The organism is Curtobacterium sp. KBS0715 (assembly GCF_005938005.2).
GTDB lineage: Bacteria > Actinomycetota > Actinomycetes > Actinomycetales > Microbacteriaceae > Curtobacterium > Curtobacterium flaccumfaciens.
The window spans coordinates 1,975,783-1,990,010 of the sequence record NZ_VCCA02000001.1 but is presented as its reverse complement, the minus strand read 5'-3'; the positions used below and the strand labels follow the sequence as shown (position 1 = coordinate 1,990,010).

The window sequence follows — 14,228 nt, the reverse complement described above, 5'->3', positions numbered from 1 at the left end:
CACCGACAAAGTCAGTGCTGCTCGCTACGCTCGGACCATGACGCCAGCAGGATCCGATGCGCGGGGGGACGTGAGCCGAACGGTCGAGCTCATGCCGGATGAGAGCATCACGGACGCCATCGGGCGTGGCCATACCCTCTCAACGGCCGTCGCGGACATCATCGACAACGCTCTCGACGCGAAGGCCGAGCACGTCCGAGTACGGCTAGTCACCGAAGACGACCGGCTCGTAGCCCTGCGGATCCGCGACGACGGTTCCGGGATGACACCCTCGACGCTGCAAGATGCCCTGACGCTCGGAAAGCAGAAGTTCCGCCGCGAAGGAGAGCTCGGGCACTTTGGCGTAGGACTGAAAGCGGCATCTCTTAGCCAAGCATTGACGCTCACCGTCTACTCCCGTAACGATCGGGCCGCCCCCTGTGCGATGCGCATTCACCGTGGCTCCTTTGCTGGTGAGGTACTCGACGATGCCACTGCCTTAGAAGGATTTGAATGGGACGCGCGAGGGCCCGCCAGCACAGGCACCGTTGTTGAGTGGCGTGATCTCGAATCCGTCAACCAATCGCAGCTGTCCAATGAGCGGCGAATCTGGCTCGAGCGGACCATCACGACACTCATGTTGTCGCTTGGCCTAACGTTCCACCGCCTGATTAATGATCGCGGGCTCAGGATTACTATCGATACTTGGGATCGGACTCTCGGAATTCCCGGGTTGCCACGCGTCGTCGAGCCAAGGGATCCATTCCAATTCAGTGTCTCCGGTCATCCCAATTATCCAGCGGCGGTGAGCGCCGTGACCAGCGACGGCGCTCGTCTCGAAGCCGATTGCTTCATTATTCCTCCGCGATCCGAATCGCCATCCGCGTGGCTTCTCGGAAGGAGTCCGGTCGAATGGCAGGGCATATACGTTTACCGGAATGACCGGCTATTACAGGCGGGCGGCTGGCTGGGAGTGAGGCAAGACGATAGGCGTCTTCGGCTCGCGCGGATGCGCATCGACCTGACCGAACCGCTTGAACGCCATCTACGCCTACGGCATGAGAAAAACGGTGTCGTGGCGACTCCGGAATTCACCGCCGCGCTCGAAGCCGCATTTAACTCTGAAGAGGTAACTTTAGATCGCTTTCGCAGTGACGCGCTGGAGACGTATCGATCGTCTAACCTAAAAAAGCAGGTGGTAAAGCCGGCGATTGCAGTACATCATGGCTTGCCGGAGCGCGTAGTTGAAGCGGTACGAGACGAACTCGGCGAGCGGGAAGATGATCCAATCGGCATTGATTGGGGGATGCTGCCTGAGGGACAACTGTTCGAGGTTCAACATGACCGACGTCTCATTCGGTTCAATCTTGGATACCGGTCGGCGCTAGGCGGTGAGGATGCGATGGTTATTCCCACACTCGTCTATCTACTCCTCGAGAGTAACTTTACGAAATCGAGGTTGAATCAGGTCACTAGGAATCAAATCGATGCTTGGCAAGCAGTAACTTCCGCTGCCCTACTCGTTCAGGTAGGCGAAGACGCGTACGACCCCCTAGCGAATTGGCCGAAGATTGAAGTCCCCCGGGCCGAAGGGAATAGGCCAAGTATCATGGCAGGCCCCCGTCCTGCGCCGCCAACGATCCCGTTGGGCTGGGCGCATCTCGGCCATCGAGGCACGCTGGGGAGTGCCGAAGGGGTTCTCACACCAAGCGAGGGCACCGCACAGACCCCTGCCAGCCTCGAACCCATTATCCAGTCAGAGGAACAAGCTAGCGCAGGTAACGAGCTCTCAGAAAGTGAGCTGCAGACATCGGTTGATCCGCTCTCGTCGCGCGGGACCAGCGACCACTCGGAAGTGGCGGAGGCGACCGCCCCGGCCTCCCATAGGACAAATAGGCTAAATTCGCACCGCACTTCTCCCCCTTTAGGGATGACTGTCATGGCAGGCGATCGCGAAATCGTAGCAATGTATCGAGGGCGAGCCGATATCGAAACGATTTCGACGACGCTGAGTCTTGACCCTCGAGACGTCGCCTTGAGGCTTTGTGCACTATTGCTTCAGCTCGAGGGCGACGATATTGATGACATCTCTGTCGCAGCGATGCACGGTATGCCTTACACTCCGGACGACCGCGAGCGTATTCTCGAGATGTATCGCGATCAGCGATCTATTCGTGCGATCGCCGCGCACTTCAACCGCACTCCTTTTGCGATCGCCTGGCAGCTCCTTTCAAGTACCAAGCGTCCTGTAGACGTGCACAAAGGCCTGCTCCGACGCATCGATCGCGCGCTGCCGGCAGCCGTTGACAAGTCTCGCTCCAGTGCAAACGAACTGTCGCTGGACCTCTAGGATCGATCTGATGACACAGACACCGTCGCGCAGGGACCGGATCAAGGTGCTCGACCTCTTCGCCGGAGCAGGTGGACTGTCTGCCGGCCTCCATCAGGCATCCGCGCGGTTCGACACGGTCCGCGCCGTCGAGATGGACCGCGCCGCGGCCGCGTCTTATGACGCAACCTTCGGTGACGAGCGCTCGTACGCTGGCTCGATCCAAGACTGGCTGGCTGAGGAGGATGTCCCAGAGGTCGACGTCATCGTCGGCGGACCACCATGTCAAGGCTTTTCCACCCTCGGCAAGCAGGACGCCGAGGACACTCGTAATTTCCTATGGAGAGAATACGCGGAGACAATTGCTCGCGCGCAACCTCGATACTTCGTCGTTGAGAACGTCGCTGCATTTGCGAAATCTTCTCAGTTTGAGGACTTTACGGCAGCAACGGCTCCGGGTGGCCAGCTGGACAGTTACGGGTTCGAACATCGCGTTCTAAATGCTGCGGATTACGGTACTCCACAAGCCCGCAAGCGCGCCGTGGTAATCGGCTGGCACCGCGATTTGAGGTTCCCTGGGTGGCCGGAGCCAACACATTCGGCCGACGGCGTTCGCTTGCCGAAGCATAGGACGGTTGCGGACGCAATTCGAGGGATTCCAGCCGACCCGGATATGGACGAAACATTTCACGGTCGTAAGATCGAAGTTGGGGGGATGCAATTCACGGGGGCATTCAGTCCGCGTGAACTACACGTAAGCCGAACTTATTCAGAACTATCTCGTCGAAGGTTCCGCGAGATTCCGGCCGGTGGTAACAGATTTGACCTACCGGATTCACTGCTTGCCGACTGTTGGAGAAAACACAGCTCGGGATCTGCTGACGTAATGGGACGACTGCATTGGCATAGGCCATCCGTCACGATTAGGACCGAATTCTTTAAGCCAGAGAAGGGTCGATATCTTCACCCCGACCCCAATATAGACCGGGCGATAACTCATTACGAAGCCGCAAAGCTCCAGGGCTTCCCTGATAGCCATCGTTTCGTGGGCTCACGAACTGCCATAGCCAAGCAAATTGGAAATGCAGTTCCGATTCCACTTGGAGCCGCAATCGGCCGCCAACTTGCGTCCGCTCTTTGACACACCTGTACCTGCAAACCCCCACCTAACAGGCACTCTAAACGGCTGTCCCAAAGCGTGACGGGCGTACATCCCCATGCCTATCCTATGCAAACGATGCCAATACTTGATTCGTCACTATCAGTGACGCCGCGGAGCGTTGCTGCCCATCGGGCCTGACTGAATAAATGCGCTCAGGTGGCGCCGCAGATTGAAGTCAGTCACATACACGTACGTCCCCTGGACTCCACGCGTTAGCAGCACCGAGTATATGTTGGTGATCAGGCGTTGCAACTCAGCGTCTGAGTAGGTGATGCCAAGTCGCGGGTTGTTCTCCATGCCCTTTCTATCGAAGTAGTTCGACCGGTCGAACTCGATTGCATTCGTGACAGGGTCGAGCCGCAAATCGGCTCCGATGATTACCCCGACGTAGTTCAAGTCGTAGCCCTGAACGGTGTGAATTGAGCCGACTTGGTCGATGGCTCCTGGGGAGGTGATCCAGTCGGTTTGTGTTTGGTTCCACTGCAGCTGGCGGTCATCGATCTCGATGTCGATGGCGCTCTTGTCGTGCTTGCTCTTCCACTCCCACGCGTACCCGGCGACGAGCCTTGAGAGGCCCACTTCGTCGTCGCGCGCCCGAATTGCATCGTGCATCTCCCCCAGGTCGTCGAACATCCGGAACTCGTAGTCGCCGAACGTCCGCGGCTCCGGCGACTCTCCTCGCATGGCAGCGCGGACGTATGAGACGTAGTCGGCTCCGCCTTGCACGCGCATCTGGGTGAAGAGCCGGTAGTAGCGGTGCTGAGCTCTCACCTCGTTCACGAGGTCCTTCTGCAGGTCCTGCGGAAGATCCGCTGGGCGCACGCTCTGCTCCGAGTCGAGCAAGAAGATCTGGTGTCTGCTCCGGTCTCGGATCCAGTCGAGCTGGGTGTAGTGGTCAGCATCAGCGCCGAAGAGCTGCTGATTGATCTCGCCGAAGCTCTTATTCTGCGGTCCCGACGCTTGGTTCGCACGGTGGTTCAGTCGGTGGGACTCGTCGACAACCAGCAGGTCCCACTTCTCAGCACTCTTCCCCACCTCGAACGGCGTGAGCACCATGGTCTTCTCGAGGCCAGGGGTCTTGCGGAACACGCGCTTCAAGGACGCGCGGAGCGCCTGCTGCGGGATGACTAGGCCGACTCGGAAGTCAGCCAGGCGCTTACGGTTCTCCTCGGTGAAGTAGTCCGAGAACATCGAGTCCCCGTCCGCCTCGTCGACCCCGACGCCGTTCGCGATGTCGCGGAGCAACTTGAGCAGGTAGACGGCCACGATCGTCTTGCCTGTCCCCGGGCCGCCCTGCACGACGATCGTGCTGCCGGCGCCCGTTGATAGGTCGTCGAACAACCCCTCGAGAATGTCCTCCATTACGACGGCCTGATCACGGTTGAGCGCCTTGAATGGGGAGAGTTTGAACAGCTCGCTGTTCTCGATCTCGGCGATGCTGCGTGTGAAGAGCTTCTGCTCGCGCAGCGCTTCGAAGATCTCCTCGAAGGTCTCTCGGTACCGCGCACGGTCGTAGTAGTCCGCATTGACGACACCCTTGTTGCTGTTGAGGACGGTGTACTTGTCGTCTCCAGCGAACAGTCCGATCAGCTGCGACTCCAGGTCCAGGCACACGGACTTGTTGAAGGTGCTGTCGAGTATTAGGCGCACGGCCTTCAACGACTGCCGTTCTGCGGAATCGAGGTGCTGCCGCATGCGTGAGGCAGTGTTGAGCGTCTCGCCGACGTAGACACGCTTGCCGTCGTCGAGGATGTATACGACGGGCCAGTTTAGGAACCGAGGGTCCTCTCCGCGCCACAGCCGCAGATGCCGCTCGTTGAACGGGAGCTGCGCGATGTCAAAGCTGGTCATACTTCGTGCTTCGTCCTCGGGCCTGATCGATCGGGTACTTGCCCCGAGTGAGGGCGAGTTTCTCGCGAATGATCTCTGCGGGATCGGAGCCGAGTCGATCGGCGAGTAGGTGGCAGTAGGTGAGGACGTCGGCGAGTTCGAGACGGACGCGCGCCACATCGGCCTCAGACGTCCACTGGAAACACTCGAGCAGCTCCCCTGCCTCGATCGAGATGCTCTTCGCCAGGTTCTCCGGCGAGTGGAATTGCGCCCAGTCGCGTTCCGCCACGAACTCACGGAGTTCCTCGCGTAGCCCCTCATCCGCCATGTCCGCACGCTAGCAGGCCAGCGAAGATTGCCCCGAACCAAGTCCCACAGACGCGATGCGAACCGGGCTCCGTGGGCGGCAAGCGTCCGCCGAGAGCGCGGAGTCAAGCAGGACTTTCGTAAGGTCCGCGGTTCATGCGACGATGTCGACCACCACCGCGTACCCGAGCGCGGCTCACGCAAGAGGACAACCGAACATGACCGAACCCGACGCTGCCGACGTGACCCTCGAAGCCGAGGTCCCCGAGGAAGACGTGACTCGGAACATCGCGAAGGCCGTGACCGGCCGTCGTGCCCTCGCGCGGCAGTACGTGAAGTGGCTCCGCCGTCGAAACCCTTCGGCCACTCCCGCAGACATCGTTCAGATGCTCGAACGCCACTACACGACCTCGATCACGACGGCAGGGGCCGCGATCACGGTGGGATCGATCGCAGCGGACATCGCGATTGCCTCGATTCCTGTTGCGGGCCCGGCCGTCGCTGGAGCGAAGAGCGCTGGCGCACAGGCAGCGAAGGCCGGCACGAAGGGTGCCATGAAGGTGGCCGCCAAGAACCTCGCAAAGAACGCCGCTCAGACCGGCGCCCGGGGCGCCGCGGCACGACTACTTCCTGCCGGAGACCAGCAGCTGCAGTTCGAGATCACGGCAGTCTTCGGTCTCGCGCTTGCCGACCTCCACGACATGGACCTCGACAAGGACCAGGCTCAGGCGCTGATCCTCGGCCTCACCAACGAGCGAGTGAGTCAGCAGCAGATCGCTGCGATGGCAAATGACGTCGCTGAGGTCTCAGCTGGCGGCACGGTGGGCACCGGTCAGGCGATCGCTGCAGGTCGAGACGATTGGTCGCACTGGGCCTCGACGCTGTCCAACGCGTTGCCGGGTGGCGCCGCCCAGAGCCTCGTCCGTACGATCCAGACCGGCGAGCTCGACCCGATCCGCGAGGGGATGACCGGCAAGCAGCGCGCGACCGTCGAGTACGGCGTCGGTGCAGTGACGGGCGGAGTAGCCCGTTTCGTGTTCGGCCGCGACGTCGTGAAGTCATCTCGCACCGCTTTCCCCGAAGCGCCGGAGACGTTCCCGGAGCACCTCACGATCTCGGCCGATACCGACTCCGAAGAAGCGGCTTCCGAGAGCCATGCTCTGGCGGCGTTGGAAGAGGCTGCCCGGTCGACCGGTAGTTGGGTGAGTGGGGCTGCTGGAGCAGTCGGTACGGGTGTTTCCGGTGCCGCGAGCACGGCCACGCGGGTCTTCCGGCGAGTCGATCTAGACGGCGACGGGGTGCCCGATGAAGCGCAGGCACTCACTGCGGCGAAGCAGGTCGGCGGCCGGGTGGCCGGAGCTGCCGACGCGGTGGGCGGCAAGGTCGTTGGTCTCTTCCGCTCGCGGAAGTCCTCGACTCCCGGCGAGTGAGCCCTTGAAGGTTCTCCCGACAGGAGCCGATCAGGAGCAGCGGCCGACCGACTGACAAGAGGCGCGGCACCAACCGGCACCGCGCCTCCCGTCCATCACCGCGTCATTAACTCACCAGGTGAGGACGAACCGCCCCCGCGTCCCCCCAGCCTCCAACCGCTCATGCGCCTCCACAGCCCGCGCAGCCGGCAGCACCTCCGCCACCCGCGGCGTCAACGTCCCACTCTCCACCACATGCCGCAGCTGCTCGAGCTTGTCGAACGACCGGTACTCCGAGAACACCATCACCTGCACGAACTCGATCCCCCGAGCCCCGTTGCCCTGCCACCCCCGCACGTCGAAGAAGACTCCCCCGTCGCGAACGGCTTCCACGACCTCGTCGCGCTGCACGGCAGCATCGGCGAGCGCATCGACCCCGCCCGGCACGAGCTCCCGGACAGCGGAGGCGAAGGAAGCTCCTCGCGGCACCACGTGGTCCGGCCCGAGCGACCGGACGAGTGCTTCGTCCGCCGGAGCAGCATCCGCGATCACGGTCAGCCCGGCGGCCTTCGCCAGCTGCACCACGTAGTTCCCGAGCAGGCCAGCGGCCCCGGTCACGGCGAGCGCCTGCCCCGGCGCGAGCGAGGCGTGCGACAGGATCTGCAACGCCGTCAGCCCGTTCATGGGCACGGTCGCCGCAGCCTCGATCGACGTCCCGCGAGGAATCCGCGTGAACGACCCCACCGGCGCGACGAGCTCCTGCACGTAGGCGCCACCGTGGGCGCTGAGCGGCAGCGCCATCGCCATGACCTCGTCGCCGACCTGCCAGCCGGTGACGTCGGGCCCGACCTCGTCGATGACGCCGGCGGCGTCCATCCCCGGCACGTACGGCGGTGAGGCCTGCGAGCTGTCCCGCTGCCCGGCGCGCACCCCCGTGTCGGTCGGGTTCACGGCGAACGCCTGAACCCGGATCCGCACGGATCCCGCACCGGCGTGCGGCTCCGGCACCTCGTGGACGGCGAGGGCCTCGGGCCCTCCGAACTGTTCGACTCCGACGACCTGCATCCTCCCGGTCTACGCGCACGTTGCTTGACGCAACCTGACGCGACCACCCCACGGCCTGGAGGCCCGGCACCACCCCGCCCCGTCGGCTTAGCTCGGCCGATGGCCGGGACCCGGCGAGACGAACGCGCCGAAGACCGCATGGCCCGTTCGGGGGGTGGAAATGGTGTTCTACTCCCTGACAGAGTTCCAACGGCCGCCACCGTCGGCGGTCGTTGAGGGGAAACACATGAAGAAGATTCTCGCCTTGTCGGCGACGGTTGCCCTGGCAGCCGGACTGAGCCTGATCGCTGTGGTACCAGCGCAGGCAGCAACGGGGGATGTCATCGTGCCGGCGTCCGGAACGGTGACGGGGTACGTGGGGGCCCATTGCGATGGCACGCCGCACTCGGGCATCGACATCGCCGCTTCGGGTGGTTCGTCGATCGTCGCGGGCGCGGCCGGTACGGTCCGCACGGTCATCAACAGCTCGGCTACGACCGGCTACGGAACCTACGTGGTGATCGACCACGGCGCGGGCTACCAGACGCTCTACGGACACATGATCAACGGCAGCCCGCTCGTCTCGGTCGGGGAGACCGTCACGAAGGGCGAGCGGATCGGTTCGGTGGGGACCACTGGCAACTCGACCGGCAACCACCTGCACTTCGAGGTGAAGCGTGACGGAACGAGTCAGACCGGACTGAACGACTACTTCACCTGCGGTCGCTCCGTGAGCCAGGGCACACCGATCCCGTGGTCGTTCCCGAACTTCCCGGGCACGATCGTCCAGTCGCACGTCGCTGTCCGAGCGAACACCGGCACGCTCTGGACGTGGACCGGCGAGGCGGGCAGCGAAGGCTTCGCCGCGAACTCCGGGCGAGCCGTGCAGGAGGGCACGTCGCCCGCCATCGCCTCGACCGGCACCGATTCCGCTGCTGCGTTCGCGGCCCCGGACGGCTCACTGGTGACGTGGCGAGGCAAGGCCGGGCAGACGGGGACCGCGGGTTCGGCGAACGTCGGCATGAAGCTCGGCACGAGCCCGGCGATCGCTTCACTCGGTGGGGGCCAGTACGCGGTCGCGTTCCAGGCCAACACCGGCGAACTCTGGACCTGGACGGGGACGCCCGGGTCGGCCGGGACGGCGATGTCCACCGGCTACGGCATGAAGGCCGGCACGAACCCGTCGATCACGACGGTCGGCAGCGGCGTTTCCGTGGCGTTCCAGGCGAACAGCGGCAAGCTGCTGACCTGGTACGGCACCGCAGCCCAGAAGGGCACCGCAGCCGACACCGGTCTCGGCATGAAGGACGGCACGAGCCCCTCGGTCACGCGCGTCAATGGCTCGACCATCGCGGTCGCGGCGCAGGCGAACACCGGCAAGCTCTGGGTGTGGAGCGGGACGCCGCGCACTGCGGGTCTCGCGAAGGAGACCGCGCTGGGCATGAAGGCGGGTACGAACCCGTCCATCACCCTCGTCGGTTCCCAGCTCGCCGTTGCGGCGCAGGCGAACACCGGCGACCTGTGGACTTGGCGCGGTGCGCCCGGTGACGCCGGCTTCGCACACACCGCGGGCGTCGGCATGAAGGTCGGCACCAGCCCGGCCGTCGACACCGTCGGCGGTGACGTCGCCGTCGCCGTGCAGGCCAACACCGGCTCACTGTGGACGTGGGTCGGAACCGCGGGCACCGACGGCTTCGCCCACACGGGCGATGTCGGGATGACCGCGAGCCCGAGCATCGGCTGATCGCTCTGCCCGACCGTGCCCGCCGATCACCACGATCGGCGGGCACGGTCGTGTCGCACCACCCCGCCCCGCACCTCCAGCCCGGCACGGAGTGCCGGACCCGGCACGTGGTGCGCCATGCTGGCACCGTGCGTTTCGACGAACTCCTCACCCGGTCCGACGGTCCCGCGATCGCCGAGGAGCTCGCCGCCCTCCGCCGACCCGCCCGGTACGTCCTCGAGGGCATCCACCAGGAGTCCCGGCAGAAGTTCTGGCAGTTCCGCGTCGACGTCGACGAGCCCGCGCAGGCCTGGACGCTCGTTCGCCAGCGTGCCAAGCCGGTCTCCTACCGCGACGGCGTGCTGCACGAGCCCGACGACGGTCCGCACGAGGTGTCGTTCGCCCGGAGCATGGCTTCGTCTTCCGTCGTCCGGATGGCCGTGCCGGAGCTGATGGTGCGATGGGGGCGAGGACCCGAGAGCTTCCACCCGATCCTGATCCAGCACGTCGGCGAGCACTCGATCCTGCTGACGTTCGAGCACCACGAGGACCCGGCGTTCCGAACGACGCTGGTGATCGACGAGCGCGACGGCATCGCCCGCCGTTCGTACGAGCACGGCGAGGCCACGATCATCACGAGTGTGCGGACCGCCGAGCCGGACGAGGTCCTGCCCCGTGCCCGCTTCATGCAACCGACGGACTGGATCCGTCCGCAGTACTGAGCCGGTGACGGTTCCGGTTCACGATCCGCGACGATCGCGAACCAGAACCGTCACGGCCGGAAACCGAACCACCTCCCCCGCCTGCACCATCCCCCGATCGGACGATGCCGAGACCACCGCCCCGGTCGATCCCCCGCAGCGCCCCGGCGGCGAAGCTGGACCCATGCCCGAGTCCCCCGCCATCGAGGTCCAGCACCTCGGCAAGCAGTACGCCACCGGCAAACGTGCCGTGGACGACGTCTCCTTCACGATCGACCGGGGCGAGACCTTCGCTCTGCTCGGCCCGAACGGTGCCGGCAAGTCCACGACGGTCGAGATCCTCGAGGGGTACCGCTCCCGCACCGACGGCGAGGTCCGCGTCCTCGGCCACGACCCCGCCCGGACGAGCCGCAGCCACAACGCACGCATCGGTATCGTCCTGCAAACCAGCGCGGAGTCCCCGAACGTCACCGTCGCCGAGCAGCTCAACCACTTCGCGACGCTCTACCCGAAGCACCGCAGCGTCGAGGAGCTCCTCACCGCGACGGGGCTCGAGACGCAGCGCAACACCCGCATCAGCCGCCTGTCGGGTGGCCAGCGCCGCCGCGTCGACGTCGCCCTCGGCATCATCGGCCGCCCCGAGGTCCTGTTCCTCGACGAACCGACCACGGGCTTCGACCCCGAGGCCCGCCGGCAGTTCTGGGACCTCCTGCGCCAGGTGCAGCACGAGGGCACGACGATCCTGCTCACCACGCACTACCTCGACGAAGCCGCCCAGCTCGCCGACCGTGCCGCGGTCATCGCCGACGGGAAGCTCCTCGACCTCGCACCCATCGACGAGATCGGCGGCGCCGAGGCCCGCACGCCCCGGGTCCGCTGGCGTGACGACGACGGCGGACACCACGACGAGCGCACGACCGACCCGACGGCGCTCATCCGCAGCAGCACCGCACCCATGCACGACCTCGAAGTCATCCGTCCGTCCCTCGAGGACGTCTACCTCGACATGGTGGGACAGAAGTGAAGACAGCGACCAGCCGCATCTCGTACGAGATCCGCACCTACTTCCGCGCTCCCGACGCGGTCTTCTTCACCTTCCTGTTCCCGATCATCATGCTGGCGCTGTTCTCGGTGGCGTTCTCCGGCGCCGCCGACATCCAGGCCGGTCCTGACGTCAGCGTCGACTACGCCACCTACTACCTGCCCGGCCTGGTGGCGACGGGCATCCTGCTCTCCGGCACGCAGTCGCTCGGCGTCGACATCGCCGGCGAGCGCAGCGACGGCACGTTGAAGCGCCTCGGCGGCACACCGCTGCCCGTCCTGTCGTACTTCGTCGGCAAGATCGGCATGGTCCTCGTCACCACGCTCGTGCAGACCGCCCTGCTGCTGGCGATCGCGAGCCTGGTGTTCGGCGTCGACCTGCCGACCGAGGCGAGCAACTGGGGTGTCTTCGCCGGGGTGATGGTCCTCGGCATCGCCACCAGCTGCGTCCTCGGCATCGCGGTCTCGGCGCTCCCCCGCGAGGGCCGGCGCGCCACCGCCACCATCGTCCCGATCGTGCTGGTGCTGCAGTTCATCTCCGGCGTCTACCTGCCCTTCACGCAGCTCCCCACCTGGTTGCAGGACGTCGCCTCCGTCTTCCCCCTGCGCTGGATGGCGTCCGGCATGCGGTCCGTCTTCCTGCCCGGCGCGTTCGAGTCGGGTGAGCCGGGAGGCGCGTGGCACCTCGGCCTCGGAGCCCTCGTGTTGGCAGCGTGGCTGGTCCTGGGCACGGTGGCCTGCCTGCTGACGTTCCGGTGGAACCGCAAGGACGCCTGATGGCGCCCCGCTGGTGGGATGCTGGGCACATGAGCGGCGAGACGTGGATGCGCAACCGGTGGTTGCACGTCTTCTTCGCGGGCACGATGCTCCTCACCGCGGTGATCACCGTGTTCGGGTGGTCGCCGTGGTCGATCCGCTGGCCGGCGTTCACCGCGGTCGTGGTGCTCGTCGTCGCCTACGCCGTGTTCGGCCACCGCGGCTACGACAGCCCCCGTGCCGCCGCGGCCTTCCTGCCGCTGGTCCTCGTCGCCGCCCTGGTGTTGCCCGCCGTCGTGCCGAGCACCGCGTTCGTGCAGTGCATCGCGTTCCCGCTCGTCTGGGTGCAGTCCGAACGGGTCCGCACCGCCGTCCTGCTCTCGGTCGCGGTCGGCGTCGCGAGCGGCATCGGCCTGCAGGTCTCCGGCGGCCCGGACGCCCTCGTCAGCACCCTGCTCATCGAGGGCATCAGCGTGATCGGTGCCTGCGCGATGGGCGTGTGGATCTCGAGCGTCGCCGGCCTGTCCGAGGAGCGCCGCCAGCTCCTCGACGAACTCCGCGCCACCCAGCAGTCCCTCGCCGATGCCCACCGCAGCGCGGGCGTCGCGAGCGAACGGGAGCGCCTGGCCCGCGAGATCCACGACACCGTCGCGCAGAACCTCGCCGGCATCGTCATGCTCACCGAACGTGCCCGCAAGGACCTGGCGAACGACCGCGGTGCCGCGCTCGACGAACGGCTGGCGGTCCTCGAGGAGTCGGCACGAGCGGCGCTCGAGGACTCCCGCGCCCTCATCGCCGCCGGGGTCGCCGGTGCCACGAGCGGCAGCCTGGCCGCGGCCCTGCACCGCCTGGCCGAGCGGTACACCCGCGAGACCGGCACGCCCGTCGCCGTGGACGCGACCGACGGCCCGCTCGACCGCGATGCGCAGGTCGTGCTGCTCCGGGTCGTCCAGGAGTCCCTCGCGAACATCCGTGCCCACGCCGACGCCGGCTCCGTCCGCATCGTCCTGCAGCACGCGCCCGAACGGGTCGGCGTCCGTGTGACCGACGACGGCGTCGGCTTCGACACCGGCTTCCCGACGGCCGGGCACGGTCTCCGGGGCCTCCACGAACGGTTGGCGCTCTCCGGCGGTACCTGCACGATCACGAGCAGCCCTGGCGGCGGCACCGTCGTCGACGCGAGCCTGCCCACCGGAGCCGAGCCGGGCCTCCCGGCCGTCGATCGTCACCCCGTCGCAGAGGTGACCCGGTGATCCGCGTCGTGGTCGCCGACGACCACCCGATCGTCCGGTCGGGCATCGTGGCCCTGCTGCAGGACGCCGACGACGTCGAGGTCGTCGGCCAGGCCAGCGACGGCCGCGCGGCGGTGACGGTGGCACTGGCCGAACGCCCCGACGTCGTGCTCATGGACCTCCGGATGCCCGTGCTCGACGGGGATGCGGCGACGGCGGAGATCCTCGCCGCCGATCCCGGCGTCCGCGTCCTGATCCTGACCACGTACGAGTCCGACGACCAGATCCTCGCCGCCATCGAGGCCGGCGCCACCGGCTACCTGCTCAAGGCCGCCCGCGAGTCCGAGATCCTCGCCGGCGTCCGGGCGACCGCACGGGGCGAGACCGCGCTCGCGCCCTCCGCGGCCGCGGCGCTCGTCCGCCGAGCGACGGGCTCGCTCCCCGCCGCCGCCGGCCCGACCCTGACCCCGCGCGAACTCGACGTCCTGCGCCTCGTCGCCCAGGGCAACAGCAACCCGGCGATCGGCCGCGCGCTGTTCCTCAGCGAGGCCACGGTGAAGACCCACCTCGGCCACGTCTTCGAGAAGCTCGGCGTGAACGACCGCACCCGTGCGGTGACCCGCGCGATGGAGCTCCAGCTCCTGCCGTGAGTCCCCGGTCCGCCCGCCACCGGAAGCGGGTGTACGGTCAGGTCGTCAGCATGCTGATCATCTGAG

At 66.1% G+C, this 14,228-nt stretch carries 12 protein-coding genes; 9 read left to right on the top strand and 3 right to left on the bottom strand.

The features are described 5' to 3' along the window. The first annotated feature begins 37 nt into the window (after positions 1–37). Positions 38–2,329 (top strand): ATP-binding protein, encoded by a 2,292-nt coding sequence (locus FFG40_RS09535; RefSeq protein WP_138803012.1) that lies wholly within the window; start codon positions 38–40, stop codon positions 2,327–2,329. Between the two features lie 10 nt (positions 2,330–2,339). Beyond that, positions 2,340–3,449: a DNA cytosine methyltransferase gene (locus FFG40_RS09530; protein ID WP_138803011.1), complete on the top strand. Its 1,110-nt coding sequence runs from the start codon at positions 2,340–2,342 to the stop codon at positions 3,447–3,449. A 120-nt stretch (positions 3,450–3,569) separates the two neighbouring features. Here the strand turns inward: FFG40_RS09530 and FFG40_RS09525 are convergent, their stop codons facing one another. Both FFG40_RS09525 and FFG40_RS09520 read right to left on the bottom strand, forming a co-directional pair. Then, the gene (locus FFG40_RS09525) at positions 3,570–5,321 is read right to left on the bottom strand and encodes a DUF2075 domain-containing protein (RefSeq protein ID WP_138803010.1); all 1,752 of its coding nucleotides are present in this window, start codon (positions 5,319–5,321) and stop codon (positions 3,570–3,572) included. After that, a complete protein-coding gene (locus FFG40_RS09520; RefSeq protein WP_138803009.1) occupies positions 5,308–5,628 on the bottom strand; it encodes a nucleotide pyrophosphohydrolase in 321 nt (106 codons plus the stop codon). The genes FFG40_RS09525 and FFG40_RS09520 overlap by 14 nt, the downstream gene beginning before the upstream one ends. A gap of 196 nt (positions 5,629–5,824) precedes the next feature. Here FFG40_RS09520 and FFG40_RS09515 point away from each other — a divergent pair, with 196 nt between their 5' ends. After that, entirely contained in the window at positions 5,825–7,036 is a 1,212-nt protein-coding gene (locus FFG40_RS09515) for a hypothetical protein (RefSeq protein ID WP_138803008.1), read from the top strand. A 111-nt stretch (positions 7,037–7,147) separates the two neighbouring features. On the opposite strand, the gene FFG40_RS09510 is transcribed toward FFG40_RS09515, so the two are convergent. Continuing rightward, positions 7,148–8,080 (bottom strand): NADP-dependent oxidoreductase, encoded by a 933-nt coding sequence (locus FFG40_RS09510; RefSeq protein ID WP_138803007.1) that lies wholly within the window; start codon positions 8,078–8,080, stop codon positions 7,148–7,150. A gap of 226 nt (positions 8,081–8,306) precedes the next feature. Between FFG40_RS09510 and FFG40_RS09505 the strand changes: the two genes are divergently transcribed. The 6 genes from FFG40_RS09505 to FFG40_RS09480 all read left to right on the top strand — a co-directional run bounded on the left by FFG40_RS09505 (position 8,307) and on the right by FFG40_RS09480 (position 14,162). Continuing rightward, a complete protein-coding gene (locus FFG40_RS09505) occupies positions 8,307–9,803 on the top strand; it encodes a M23 family metallopeptidase (protein WP_181440220.1) in 1,497 nt (498 codons plus the stop codon). Positions 9,804–9,931: 128 nt separating this feature from the next. Then, complete coding sequence (locus tag FFG40_RS09500) at positions 9,932–10,504, top strand: hypothetical protein (RefSeq protein WP_138803006.1); 573 nt, start codon at positions 9,932–9,934, stop codon at positions 10,502–10,504. Positions 10,505–10,667: 163 nt separating this feature from the next. Next, positions 10,668–11,507, top strand: coding sequence for an ABC transporter ATP-binding protein (locus FFG40_RS09495; protein ID WP_185974151.1), 840 nt, complete (start codon positions 10,668–10,670; stop codon positions 11,505–11,507). Continuing rightward, complete coding sequence (locus FFG40_RS09490) at positions 11,504–12,301, top strand: ABC transporter permease (RefSeq protein ID WP_138803005.1); 798 nt, start codon at positions 11,504–11,506, stop codon at positions 12,299–12,301. Before FFG40_RS09495 ends, FFG40_RS09490 begins: the two co-directional genes overlap by 4 nt. A 29-nt stretch (positions 12,302–12,330) precedes the next feature. Further along, positions 12,331–13,533 (top strand): sensor histidine kinase, encoded by a 1,203-nt coding sequence (locus FFG40_RS09485; protein WP_138803004.1) that lies wholly within the window; start codon positions 12,331–12,333, stop codon positions 13,531–13,533. Further along, complete coding sequence (locus FFG40_RS09480) at positions 13,530–14,162, top strand: response regulator transcription factor (protein WP_138803003.1); 633 nt, start codon at positions 13,530–13,532, stop codon at positions 14,160–14,162. Before FFG40_RS09485 ends, FFG40_RS09480 begins: the two co-directional genes overlap by 4 nt. Positions 14,163–14,228 lie beyond the last annotated feature (66 nt).